The following is a 12,315-nucleotide window of genomic DNA, read 5'->3' on the forward strand; positions in this document are numbered from 1 at the left end:
CAGGTGTATCGGGTGGACCCTGGGCTCAGACAACCTGCGGAGGACACACCATCCGATGGACATGATCTCTACACCAAAGAAGATCGTGGAGCTGAAGAGAGGACCACATCGTGGACAATCGGAATCAGGGCGGGCCCATCCTCAACGGGCTGCCCAGCCAGGTGCCCGACATCGACCCGGAGGAGACCGCTGAATGGCTGGCCTCCCTCGATGGCCTCATCGATGAGGGCGGTCGGTCTCGAGCACGCTATGTCATGCTGCGCATGCTCGAGCGCTCACGCCAGAAGCAGATCGGCGTGCCCAGCCTCACCGCCACCGACTACGTCAACACCATCGGCCCGGAGAACGAACCCTGGTTCCCCGGCGATGAAGAGGTCGAACGCCGCTACCGCCGCTGGAACCGCTGGAATGCCGCCATGCTCGTCCACCGTGCACAGCGCCCCGGCGTCGAGGTCGGTGGCCATATCTCCACCTACGCCTCCTCGGCGACTCTCTACGAGGTGGGCCTCAACCACTTCTTCCGCGGCAAGGACCACCCCGGCGGCGGCGACCACATCTTCTACCAGGGCCATGCCTCCCCCGGCATGTACGCCCGCGCCTATCTCGAAGGCCGGATGAGCGCCGATCAGCTCGACGGCTTCCGCCAGCAGCAGTCGCACTTCATCGACGGCAAGCCGCAGGGACTGCCGTCCTATCCGCACCCGCACCAGCTGCCCGACTTCTGGGAACACCCGACGGTGTCGATGGGTCTGGGACCGATGAACGCGATCGCGCAGGCGCAGTTCGACAAGTACCTGCACAACCGCGGCATCAAGGACACCTCGCAGCAGCAGACCTGGGCCTTCCTCGGTGACGGTGAGCTCGACGAGCCCGAGAGCCGCGGAATGCTCCACGTGGCCGCTTTCGAAGAGCTCGACAACCTCAACTTCGTCATCAACTGCAACCTGCAGCGCCTCGACGGACCGGTTCGCGGCAACGGCAAGATCATGCAGGAGCTCGAGTCGTACTTCCGGGGCGCCGGCTGGAACGTCATCAAGGTCGTCTGGGGACGTGAATGGGACGCACTCCTGGCCAAGGACCGCGACGGTGCGCTCGTCAACCTGATGAACGCCACCCCCGACGGTGACTATCAGACCTACAAGGGCGAGTCCGGTGGGTTCGTCCGCGACAACTTCTTCGGCCGCGACCCGCGGACGAAGGCAATGGTCGAGGACTACAGCGACGAGCAGATCTGGAACCTCAAGCGCGGCGGTCACGACTACCGCAAGGTCTTCGCCGCCTACAAGGCCGCGATGGCGCACACCGGTCAGCCGACAGTCATCCTCGTCAAGACCGTCAAGGGCTACTCGCTCGGACCTCACTTCGAGGCCCGCAACGCCACGCACCAGATGAAGAAGCTCACGGTCGACGACCTCAAGCTCGCCCGTGACCACTTCCAGATCCCGATCTCGGACAAGCAGCTCGAGGACAACCCGCAGCTGCCTCCGTACTACCACCCGGGAGTCGACGCCCCCGAGATCAAGTACATGCAGGAGCGCCGCTCTGAGCTCGGCGGGTACTCCCCCGAACGCCGATCCGCCCATATCGATCTCAAGATGCCCTCCGACAAGGCCTACCAGGCCGGCCGCCGCGGATCGGGCAAACAGGCGATCGCCACCACGATGGGCTTCGTGCGCGTGCTCAAGGACCTCATGCGGGAGAAGGAGTTCGGTCACCGGATCGTGCCGATCATCCCCGATGAGGCTCGCACCTTCGGCATGGACTCCTTCTTCCCGACGGCGAAGATCTACAACCCGCACGGGCAGAACTACGTCTCCGTCGACCGCGACCTGTTCCTCGCCTACAAGGAAGCCACGGACGGTCAGCTGCTCCACGTCGGCATCAACGAGGCCGGAGCGACCGCGGCACTGACCGCAGTCGGCACCTCGTATGCCACGCACGGCGAGCCGATGATCCCGTTCTACATCTTCTATTCGATGTTCGGCTTCCAGCGGACCGGCGACTTCTTCTGGGCCGCCGGCGACCAGATGGCTCGCGGATTCGTCCTCGGCGCCACCGCCGGACGCACCACCCTGGTTGCCGAAGGTCTCCAGCACGGCGACGGACACTCGCATGTGCTGGCCTCGACATACCCGTCCGTGGTCTCCTACGACCCGGCCTACAGCTATGAGATCGCACACATCGTCAAGGACGGCATCCACCGGATGTACGACCCCGCCGATGAGCGCGACCCCGATGTGCTCTACTACATCACGATGTACAACGAGCCGATGGTGCAGCCGGCCGAGCCGGAGGACCTCGACGTCGACGGCGTGCTCAAGGGTCTCTACCTGCTGAAGAAGGGGCCCGACAACGGCGGGCCGAAGGTCCAGCTCATGGCTTCCGGTGTCGGTGTGCCGTGGGTGCTGGAGGCTCAGGAGCTGCTCGATCAGGACTGGGGAGTCTCGGCCGATGTGTGGTCGGTGACCTCGTGGACAGAGCTGCGCCGCGACGGAATGGATGCCGAGAACGAGCGCCTGAAGAATCCTCAGGCCGAACCGCGTGTGCCCTATGTGACCGAGAAGATGGCCGAGACCGAGGGACCGATCATCGCGACCTCGGATTACATGCGCGCAGTTCCCGACCAGATCCGTCAGTACGTGCCCAGCCACTTCACTTCGCTGGGAACCGACGGCTACGGAATCTCGGATACCCGTCCGGCGGCACGTCGCTACTACCTCGTCGATGGGCCGTCCGTGGTCACCCAGGCACTCATCTCGCTGGCCGACACCGGAAAGATCTCGATCGACAAGGCCACCGAGGCGGCGCAGAAGTACCAGCTCGACGATGTCCGTGCCGGCAGCTCGGGTTCGACCGAGGGTGCAGGCGCCTGATCTCGCGCCCACCCTGAGCGCTGATATGGCCGGAGTCCCCAAGATTCCGGCCATATTTGTCGGTTTTTCCGATTGTTTGTATGTCGCTGACAACCGAGTTGTTCTCATTCATCTAAACTCGTGGTCATGATGTCTGATGCCGAGACCCTGCGCCGTCGCGCCGAAACCGCCCGCAGACTGCGCGCAGGAGTCGGCGTCCTGTCCTCGGTGACTCTGCAGCGACTGGAGGCGCAGCTGCCCTGGTACCGCTCGATGTCGTCATCCGACCGCTCCTGGGTGGGACTGCTCGCGCAGTCCGGCATCTCCTCGTTCGTCGACTGGTATCGCAAGCCCGATACGAATCTGCGGGTGGTCTCCGACATCTTCAAGACCGCGCCGCGCGACCTCATCCGCGCCATCAGCCTGCAGCAGACGCTGCAGCTGCTCAAGATCGTCGTCGAGGTCGTCGAGGAGCGCGTCCCGGACATCGCCCGCCCGGTCGAACAGCCGGCCCTGCGCGAGGCCGTGCTCATCTACTCCCGTGAGATCGCGTTCGCCGCCGCCGACGTCTATGCCCGTGCCGCCGAGGCCCGAGGCAGCTGGGATGCCCGCCTCGAAGCGATGGTCGTCGATGCTCTCGTCCGCGGAGATTCCGTGGACGAGCTGGCCAGCCGCACTGCGGCCTTCGGCTGGCAGTCCGAAGGGCCCGTGTGCGTCATCGTCGGCCGCGCCCCGCAGCGCTCGGCGAAGAAGGGATTGGACGGCATCCGCCGCAAGGCCAGCCGGTGGGCCGATGACGCGCTCGTCGGCATCCACGACAACCGACTGCTCATCGTCCTCGGCGGAGTCACGGAACTCGACGATGCCGTCGAAGACCTCTCCGACTGCTTCGGACCCTCCGAGGTCATCGTCGGACCCGCTGTGCCGGGCCTCGCCGAGGCGGCCACCTCGGCGAAGGCGGCGATCCGGGCTCTCAAGGCGGCGACCGCCCGCCCGGATTCCCCACGCCCCGTCAAGGCCGATGACCTCCTGCCGGAACGAGCTCTGTCCGGGGACCGCATCGCCCTAAGCGAACTCATCGAGCGCTATTACGAACCGCTGACGTCGGGAACGGGACAGCTGCTCAAGACCGTGAGCGCCTATGTCGAATTCGGGTCCTCCCTCGAGGCCACGGCCAAGGCACTGTCCGTGCACCCGAACACCGTGCGCTACCGGCTGCGGAAGATCACGGACGCCATCGGACTCGATCCGACGACCTCGCGTGATGCCTTCGTCATCCACATCGCGTTGGTGTATGGGCGACTGTCCGAGGACGGCGTATTGTCGGACAGCGACAAATCTCATTGATTTCAGCCCAGAGTCCATTAGATTGATCAACGGAACCCAACGAAAAGAGAACTGAGTGCTTGCAATCACCTGTCCGGGCCAGGGAGCCCAGAAGCCCGGCTTCCTGAGTTCGTTCCTCGAACTCGACACCTTCTCGGCACAGATCGACGAACTCTCGACCGCCTCGGGGATCGATCTGCGTCTGCACGGAACCGAATCCGATGACGAGACGATCAAGGACACTGCGGTGGCACAGCCTCTGCTCGTCGCCTCCGCCATCGCCTGCGCAGCCGAACTCGGTGCCGGCCCCGCCGTCGTCGCCGGCCACTCCGTGGGCGAGATCGCCGCCGCACAGATCGCGGGCATCTTCACCCCCGCCGACGCCATGCGCTTCGTCAAGGTCCGTGCCGACGGAATGGCCGCCGCTGCCGCCGCCACTCCGACCGGCATGTCCGCCGTGGTCGGCGGTCAGCCCGACGACGTCCTCGCCGCCATCGAGGCCGCCGGAGCCAGCCCCGCCAATGTCAACGGCGGGGGCCAGACAGTGGCTGCCGGTTCGCTGGAGTCGCTCGACGCCCTGGCCGCGAACCCGCCGGAGCGTGCCCGGGTCATCTCTCTGGCCGTGGCCGGTGCCTTCCACACCGATTTCATGGCTGCGGCCACGGAGGATCTCGCCACCACCGCCTCGGCGATGGAGGTCTCCGATCCCACTGTATCCATCCTCAGCAATTCCGACGGCACTGCTGTCGAGGCCGGTCGTGAGTACGTCGACCGCCTGGTCAAGCAGGTCACGAATCCGGTGCGCTGGGACCTGTGTCAGGAGTCGCTGCTGAACGCCGGGGTCACCGGAATGATCGAACTCGTCCCCGGTGGAACCCTCACCGGCATCGCCCGACGCGCCATGAAGGGCGTCGAGACATTCGCCATCAAATCGGCCGCCGACCTCGACGGCGCGCGTGAGTTCGCGGCAGCCCACGCCTGAGAATCGAAAGAAGACGCCATGCCTACACTCAAGACTGCCGAGCTCGGCACCTTCTCACGGATCGCCGGAATCGGTGCCTACCGTGCGGAGAACCTCGTCACCAATGACGATATCGCCGGACCGATCAACTCGTCCGACGAATGGATCCGTCAGCGCACCGGAATCATCACCCGGCGTCGGGCCAGCAAGGATGTCGGTGTCCTCGAAATGTGCGAAGAGGCCGCTCTCGAGGCGATCGCCTCCTCCGGCCTCAAGCCGGAGGACATCGGCGGAGTCATCATCTCCACCGTGACATTCCCCTACTTCACCCCTTCGGCTGCGGCCGCACTTACGGACCGCCTGGGCACCGGTCCGGTCCCGGCGTGGGACATCAGCGCCGCCTGTGCGGGCTACTGCTACGGAATCTCGCAGGCCGACGCCCTCGTCCGTGCCGGAACCATGGACAACGTCCTCGTCATCGGTGCAGAGAAGCTCTCCGACGTCATCGACCCCGAGGACCGGTCCATCTCGTTCATCCTCGGTGACGGTGCCGGTGCGGTCGTCGTGTCGTCGGCCGACGAACCGGGAATCTCGAAGACCGTGTGGGGCTCGAAGGGCGAGAACTGGTCGACCATCCGGATGACCGATTCGCTCATGGACATCCGCGACAACCGCGAGCTGCCGTTCCCGACTCTGCGCCAGGACGGTCCGACCGTCTTCCGCTGGGCCGTATGGGACGGCGCCGAGGTGGCCAAGGAAGCGCTGACCGCGTCCGGAGTCGAAGCAGAGGATCTCGCGGCGTTCATTCCGCACCAGGCGAACATGCGCATCATCGATGAGCTCGCCAAGCAGCTGAAGCTCCCCGAGTCGGTCGTCATCGCTCGTGACATCGCTGACAACGGGAACACCTCTGCGGCGTCGATCCCGCTGGCGACCGAGCGACTCCTGCGCGAGCAGCCCGAACTCAGCGGCGGTCTCGCACTGCAGATGGGCTTCGGCGCGGGCCTGGTCTACGGCGCCCAGGTCGTCCGCCTGCCCTGAGAAACACCCATTCACGGAAAACTCTCCGTGAATGTCCTAAGATATTCGGCGGGACACTCGTCGAAAAGTTCCTCAAACGGTCGAAAAACCCTCGACCGAGATCAGAAAGTAGGAAAGAAATGGCATTCACCGAAGCTGAAGTCCTCGCTGGGCTGGCAGAGATCGTCAATGAAGAGACCGGCCTGGCTGTCGAAGCAGTCGAAGCCGACAAGTCGTTCACCGATGACCTCGACATCGACTCCATCTCGATGATGACCATCGTCGTCAACGCTGAGAAGAAGTTCGGCGTGAAGATCCCCGATGACGACGTCAAGGACCTCGTCACCGTTCAGGACGCTGTCGACTACATCAACAAGGCTCAGGAAGCCTGACCCACAGCAGCCGAACACGGCCCGTCCACAGACGGGCCGTGTCCACACTATCGACGAGGTTTGTACCATGACATCTAAAGTTGTCGTCACCGGAATCGGTGCGGTAACCCCCCTGGGCGCGACTGTCGATGCCACTTGGGAAGCCATTCTGGCCGGCAAGTCCGGCGTCCACACCATGGACAACGATTGGTCAGAGAAGTACGGCCTCGCCGTGGACTTCGCAGCGCAGGTCGACCCACAGGTCGTGCCCGACAATCTCAAGCGGGTACAGGCCAAGCGCCTCGACCCCTCGAGCCAATTCGCCCTCATCTCCGCTCGTGAAGCCATGACCGACGCCGGTCTCGAGGAGACCGATCCGGAACGTACGGCCGTCTCCTGGGCCACCGGAATCGGCGGTGTCTGGACTCTGCTCGATGCCTGGGACACCCTCCAGGAGGAAGGCCCTCGACGGGTCATGCCCCTGACCGTCCCGATGCTCATGCCGAACGGTCCTGCGGCCGCGATCGGAATGGAATTCAAGGCCCGCGCCGGCGTGCAGACTCTGGTCTCCGCCTGCGCTTCGTCGACCGAGAGCCTCGGTCACGCCTTTGACGTTCTAGCTTCGGGCAAGGCTGATGTCATCATCGCCGGTGGTTCCGAAGCTGCGATCCACCCGATCACTCTGGCCGCGTTCAACTCGATGCAGGCGCTGTCGCGTCGCACCGATTCGCCGGAGGCCGCATCGCGTCCCTACGACGTCGACCGTGACGGCTTCGTCATGGGCGAAGGAGCCGGCACGCTCATCCTCGAGACCGAGGAACATGCCAAGGCTCGCGGAGCGAAGATCTACGCCGAGGTGGCCAGCTGGGGCATCTCGAACGACGCCTACCACATCACCGGCGGGGAGCCCGAGGGCAAGCATGCCCTCGCCGCCATGCAGCAGGCTCTCGACGGCGGTGGGATCACCGCGACCGAAATCAAGCACGTCAACGCTCATGCGACTTCGACTCCGGTCGGAGACATCCCGGAGTCGCTGGCCATCAGCGAGCTCCTCGGCGACAACGTCTCCGACGCTCTGGTCTCGGCCACGAAGTCGATGACCGGCCACCTGCTCGGCGGTACCGGTGCGGTGGAAGCGATCCTCACGGTCAAGGCTCTGCAGACGCGCACTGCTCCCCCGACCATCAATATCGATGAGGTCGATCCGAAGGTCGAAGGAATCAACATCGTCCGCGACACTCCGCAGGAACTGCCGTCGGGTGATATCGCTGCGATCACGAACTCATTCGGCTTCGGTGGTCACAACGCCGTCGTCGCGTTCCGCTCCGTCTGACACCGCAGCTCTACGGCCCACTCCAGGGTGGACAGCACAGGTTTCAACTTGGGCTGTTCACCTCGGAGTGGGCCGTTTCCATCGGTGCGCAGGCCGAACACCCGCACAGGTAGGCGAAATGGGCACACCCGAGGCAGGTAGGTGTGCCCATTGACCAGAATCGAGCCGACCGAACCGTCACATGACTGTACGACCCGGAGGCGACGGAGAGCGGCTCAGCCGACCTTGGTCAGCCAGCGGACCGGTGCGCCCTCACCGGCATGGCGGAATGCGTCGAGTTCCTCGTCCCACGCTTCGCCGAGGGCGATCGCCATCTCCGAGGAGAACTTCGCGGGATCGCCGGCAGCGCGTTCCATGACTGTGCGGATGCGGTCTTCGGGAACGAGGATGTTGCCGGCGGTATCGGTCACGGCGTGGTAGATGCCCAGATCGGGTGTGTGGCTCCACCGTCCGCCATCGACTCCTGCCGAGGGCTCCTCGGTGACTTCGTAGCGGAGAGAATCCCAGCCGCGAAGCGCCGATGCGATACGGGCTCCGGAGCCTGCGGGCGCGCGCCAGCAGACTTCTGCGCGCACGAGACCTGGAGCTGCCGGCTGGGGTGTCCAGTCGAAGCGTGCTTGTGCGCCGATGGCCCCGCCCGCTGCCCACTCGATGTGAGGGCACAGCGCACGAGGTGCTGAGTGGACGAAGAGTACGCCCTGTGTCATATCCATTTCTGCCTCCTACCTCGGATACGTCTTCCCCTACGATCCGAAAGGAGGTGCTGACCACATGATAGTCGATGTTCGACGTGCAGCCAAGCATCAAAGACGCTGGTGGCGTCGGGTGTCTGCTGGTGGCCGGCGATCGACGTTACGGTGGGCACATGACCGACGAGCACAGTGCCGAGGACGCAGCGCCCCAGGACCATCCGCATGTTCCCCAACCAAGCGGATACGGTGCTGTGGGTCCGCGAGCCGATCGACTGCAAGGACACGGGACTGTCCGACGGTCTGGTCGCGGAGCTGGAGGCATGGGAGCAGTTCTACTGCGACTCACTCGATCCTGATTTCACAGGGGTGTCCAACGCGGCCGTTCGCGCCTACAGCGCAGTCGGAACGCGGCTGGCAAATCGTGTCGCCGACGAAGTGGGCCCCAGTTCATCGTCGAGTTCGCCTCGCGTACAGAGAGCACAGAGATCGTCCGGGCGCGATCAGACCGTCGGGCATCCAACTCCGCAGCGGAGTCGGCCTTCACACAGCTGTTCGACGGGGTCGAGGCCGACGAACGTGAAGCTGCCGAGTTCATCAGGGACAATCCGGGCGGAGAGTGGGTCGCCTATGCTCCGCTGTCGGGCACCGTCTTCAAGCCGAATCCGAGCCGGCAGGCCGAGACGGCGTCCGATGAGGACTGACGACGGCGCGACATCGATCGGACGGTGTCAATGGTTGATGGTGCCCCCGGTCGGACTTGAACCGACGGCCAAGGAATTATGAGTTCCCTGCTCTAACCAGCTGAGCTACGGGGGCCGGCCGAGACAACATTAGCACCATCGGCGTCCGCTTCCCCATTCTGATCACACGCGCATTCTGTGGAGCCGTGGCGCGCAGACTCGACGGTCTCAGGCCTGCAGCTTCGCCGTCGCGGTGAGGGGGGCGACACGAGTGAGAACGCTGCGTGCCGCGTCGACGCATGTATAGCGGTCGGTCGTGATGTAGACGTCGAAGACGGTCTGTCCGTCGCTGCCCGGATCGCTGCGTTTCGACGCCGCGACCATGCCCGACCAGTCCGGTCCGACCACGACGACCCCGTGTTCATTGCGCATGGGATCGGAGGCATCGACGAGTCCGGTGCGCACTCCGGGAATCGGCGGTCCGTCGAATCCGCCGGAGAACATAGCGGTCAGCCCCACAGTGTCCCGGATCTTCTCGTACCTCAGTCGTGTCGCCTCGGAGAACCCGTCGTCCTCTCCGAACACGCCGAGGGTGATCGTCGCGGTTCCCGACGCCAGAGCACGTTCTTCCAGAGCCGCGATCTGGGCGATGAGCAGTTCGCGGTTCATCACCAGCGGTTCACGTCGCAGCCCCTGCGAGATCGAGTACGGAGTGCCCAATGCCGGCAGATTGCGTGAGTAATGGGAGACGAGAGCGTCCTCGCTCGGTTCGGAGAACGACTGCGGCTGTTTCGTGGCCTCACCGAAGTAGGGTCCGGACATGAATCGCGCCCCCAGTGCACGCACACGGTCCAGATCGTCTTCGGTCTCGACGCCGTCGGCGAGGATGACCGCTCCTGTGCGTTCGAGGTGGGCATGCAGCAGACGATTGAGCTCGGCCAGATGAGAGTCGCAGTCGATGCGCAGAACGTCCGGATGGAGCCCGACGACGGAGGGGTTGACCAGCGGGACGAAGGACGTGCTGCGCAGGTCGGCACCGACCGATGACATGCCCACTCCCCACCCCAGGGCGCGAGCCGAGCGCACAGAACGCAGCACCGAAGCCGGGGACGAGGCGACCCGATTGGCGTCGAGCTGCAGGATGACCGAACGGTCGGGTTCCCCGGTGCGATCCTCGAGAGTCGCAAAGGATTCGGATTCGGAGCGGAGGAACAGGCGATTCGACTTCGGCAGCCCGGCACCCTCTGCGGTGCGCAGAGCCGAATCCCGCAGAGAGGCATCGATATCACCGGTGATCGTCGAGGCACGCATAGCATGGCGCAGGTTCTCGGACTCGGCGCGGCCCAGCTCCGGATCGCCGGTGGGAGCCTGCAGAATCTGATGGCCGACCCGCTGGAAGGTCAGTACATCGACGACGGGGGCGAAATAGGTTTCGATCCCGCCCGAGCGCACGAGTTCCTCGAGCGCGAGCTCGTCATCGGGTACGGCCTCGACCACTGTGTTTCCTTCCATGGGCTGATGTGCGTTCACAGTCTTCCATATTCGGACACAGCCGATTGTCTAAAATCCGTAACATTATTGCGCTGACAGCTGAGGATGATCTTTCCTCCGCCGGGCGGGCCGCGATCGGCGGCTCAAGCGCGGCGGGGACCGCCTCGGCGGACTTCGATGAGACCGACGACTCCGGCGAGGACGACAACGACGACGATCGCGGCGAACGCCCCGACCATCCCCCAATGCCAATCGCTCACAGCGGTGATCGAGAACGCCAGAGCAGTCATGATCGCCAGCCCCATCGAGGTGCCGATGCGCTGACCGGTCTGGAGCACTCCTCCGGAGGATCCGGCGTATCGCAGCGGGACTTCCTGCAGGGTCAGGGTCTGGTTGGGGCTGATGACCATACCCTGAGCGGTGCCGATGAACGCCAATGTGAGCAGCATCCACCACTCGCTGCCGATGCCCCTGGACAGCAGCGCGACGACGCCGATCGTGGCCAGCAGGCCGACGAGGCAGAGGGCGATTCCCCACACCACGAGGCGGCGCCCGACCTGGAAGACGAACCGTCCGGACACGTCGGCGGAGACGGCTGAGCACAGTGCGGCCGGCAGACCGATCATGCCCGCGGCCAGAGCCGTATGCCCCAGGCTCTGCTGCATGTACATGGCGACGAGAACCCAGACGCTGGTGACGCCGAGGAAGTAGAGGGCGATGATGATCGAGCCATTGCTGAAGCTGCGGATGCGGAAGAGGTCGAGATCGACCATCGGCGGCCGGCCCATGCGCGCATAGCGGCGTTCCCACCGCGTCCACAGCCAGATCGCACCGACGCCGAGCGGGAGGGAGAGCCAGATGAACCAGCCCAGCGATGATTCGACGAAGGGCAGGAGGATGAGGAGCACACCGACACCGAGGAGGACCACTCCCACAGGGTCGAGGTCCTTGTCGTCATCGGCGTTCTTCGCTCCCTGGTCGACAGCGGGTCGCCAGGCGCCGCTCGGCAGCCAGGCCCGGGCGAGGACGAGAGAGGCGATGGCGAAGGGCACATTGACCAGGAAGGTCGCCCTCCAGCCGAGGTCACTGCCGAACAGGGCGATGAGGGCTCCGCCGAGCACCGGACCGATCGCCACAGACAGACCGACGGTGGTGCCCATCAGCCCGAAGGCACGACCGCGCGGCGGGCCCTGGAAGTACTGCTGCAACAGCCCCACGACCTGCGGGTTGAGGAAACCCGAGCCCAGTCCCATGGCCACTCGGGAGATGTTGAGTGTCAGCGGGTCCGGGGCGACTCCGGCCACCAGCGAGGACAGACCGAAGAGACCCACACCGATGACGAACAGCTGGCCGCGCCCGAAGACGTCACCGGCTCGTCCGGCGGCGACGAGGACGACGCCGAAGGACAGCGCATACCCGGTGAGAACCCATTGCAGAGCCGAGGTGGAGGCGTCGATATCGGCGGCGATGGAGGGGAGGACGACGTTGATGCTGGAGACCGAGAGCAGCGACATGAAGAGGGGAACGAGGCCGATGATGAGGATGCGCTTCTGCGTCTGCGTCATCTTCGTGCTCTCGCTCACTCGGTC

The 12,315-nt window shown here is 64.8% G+C and carries 9 protein-coding genes and 1 tRNA gene; 6 read left to right on the forward strand and 4 right to left on the reverse strand.

The genetic code is table 11. From position 1 onward, the window contains the following. Nucleotides 1-110: 110 nt before the first annotated feature. The 6 genes from aceE (at nucleotide 111) to GUY37_RS09625 (ending at nucleotide 7,863) form a co-directional block, all read left to right on the forward strand. A complete protein-coding gene (aceE, locus tag GUY37_RS09600; protein ID WP_152346518.1) occupies nucleotides 111-2,873 on the forward strand; it encodes a pyruvate dehydrogenase (acetyl-transferring), homodimeric type in 2,763 nt (920 codons plus the stop codon). A 126-nt stretch (nucleotides 2,874-2,999) separates the two neighbouring features. Next, nucleotides 3,000-4,199 carry a PucR family transcriptional regulator gene (locus tag GUY37_RS09605; RefSeq protein WP_166824957.1) on the forward strand — a complete coding sequence of 400 codons (1,200 nt, stop codon included), beginning with the start codon at nucleotides 3,000-3,002 and terminating at the stop codon, nucleotides 4,197-4,199. Between the two features lie 55 nt (nucleotides 4,200-4,254). Beyond that, the gene (locus GUY37_RS09610; protein WP_166824960.1) at nucleotides 4,255-5,160 is read left to right on the forward strand and encodes an ACP S-malonyltransferase; all 906 of its coding nucleotides are present in this window, start codon (nucleotides 4,255-4,257) and stop codon (nucleotides 5,158-5,160) included. Between the two features lie 18 nt (nucleotides 5,161-5,178). Next, on the forward strand, nucleotides 5,179-6,180 hold the full coding sequence (locus tag GUY37_RS09615) for a beta-ketoacyl-ACP synthase III (RefSeq protein ID WP_166824963.1): 1,002 nt from the start codon (nucleotides 5,179-5,181) through the stop codon (nucleotides 6,178-6,180). Nucleotides 6,181-6,299: 119 nt separating this feature from the next. After that, nucleotides 6,300-6,551, forward strand: coding sequence for an acyl carrier protein (locus GUY37_RS09620; protein ID WP_025776743.1), 252 nt, complete (start codon nucleotides 6,300-6,302; stop codon nucleotides 6,549-6,551). Between the two features lie 67 nt (nucleotides 6,552-6,618). Beyond that, nucleotides 6,619-7,863, forward strand: a complete 1,245-nt coding sequence (locus GUY37_RS09625) for a beta-ketoacyl-[acyl-carrier-protein] synthase family protein (protein WP_166824966.1) — start codon at nucleotides 6,619-6,621, stop codon at nucleotides 7,861-7,863. Between the two features lie 215 nt (nucleotides 7,864-8,078). Here GUY37_RS09625 and GUY37_RS09630 read toward each other — a convergent pair whose 3' ends face one another. The 4 genes from GUY37_RS09630 to GUY37_RS09645 all read right to left on the reverse strand — a co-directional run bounded on the left by GUY37_RS09630 (nucleotide 8,079) and on the right by GUY37_RS09645 (nucleotide 12,291). Beyond that, complete coding sequence (locus tag GUY37_RS09630) at nucleotides 8,079-8,570, reverse strand: DUF3145 domain-containing protein (protein ID WP_152346787.1); 492 nt, start codon at nucleotides 8,568-8,570, stop codon at nucleotides 8,079-8,081. Between the two features lie 724 nt (nucleotides 8,571-9,294). Then, a tRNA-Ile gene (locus tag GUY37_RS09635) sits at nucleotides 9,295-9,371 on the reverse strand. Between the two features lie 92 nt (nucleotides 9,372-9,463). Beyond that, nucleotides 9,464-10,732, reverse strand: coding sequence for an EAL domain-containing protein (locus GUY37_RS09640; protein WP_227492542.1), 1,269 nt, complete (start codon nucleotides 10,730-10,732; stop codon nucleotides 9,464-9,466). Between the two features lie 137 nt (nucleotides 10,733-10,869). Beyond that, nucleotides 10,870-12,291 carry an MFS transporter gene (locus tag GUY37_RS09645; RefSeq protein WP_166829590.1) on the reverse strand — a complete coding sequence of 474 codons (1,422 nt, stop codon included), beginning with the start codon at nucleotides 12,289-12,291 and terminating at the stop codon, nucleotides 10,870-10,872. Between the last annotated feature and the right edge of the window lie 24 nt (nucleotides 12,292-12,315).

The organism is Brevibacterium limosum (genome assembly GCF_011617705.1).
Taxonomy (GTDB): Bacteria; Actinomycetota; Actinomycetes; order Actinomycetales; family Brevibacteriaceae; genus Brevibacterium; species Brevibacterium limosum.

Bases quoted from the DNA above. Each gene is read 5' to 3' on its own strand.
- GUY37_RS09630 (WP_152346787.1), bottom strand. From the start codon at position 8,570: ATGACACAGGGCGTACTCTTCGTCCACTCAGCACCTCGTGCGCTGTGC.
- GUY37_RS09615 (WP_166824963.1), top strand. From the start codon at position 5,179: ATGCCTACACTCAAGACTGCCGAGCTCGGCACCTTCTCACGGATCGCC.
- GUY37_RS09605 (WP_166824957.1), top strand. From the start codon at position 3,000: ATGATGTCTGATGCCGAGACCCTGCGCCGTCGCGCCGAAACCGCCCGC.
- GUY37_RS09620 (WP_025776743.1), top strand. From the start codon at position 6,300: ATGGCATTCACCGAAGCTGAAGTCCTCGCTGGGCTGGCAGAGATCGTC.
- GUY37_RS09625 (WP_166824966.1), top strand. From the start codon at position 6,619: ATGACATCTAAAGTTGTCGTCACCGGAATCGGTGCGGTAACCCCCCTG.
- GUY37_RS09645 (WP_166829590.1), bottom strand. From the start codon at position 12,291: ATGACGCAGACGCAGAAGCGCATCCTCATCATCGGCCTCGTTCCCCTC.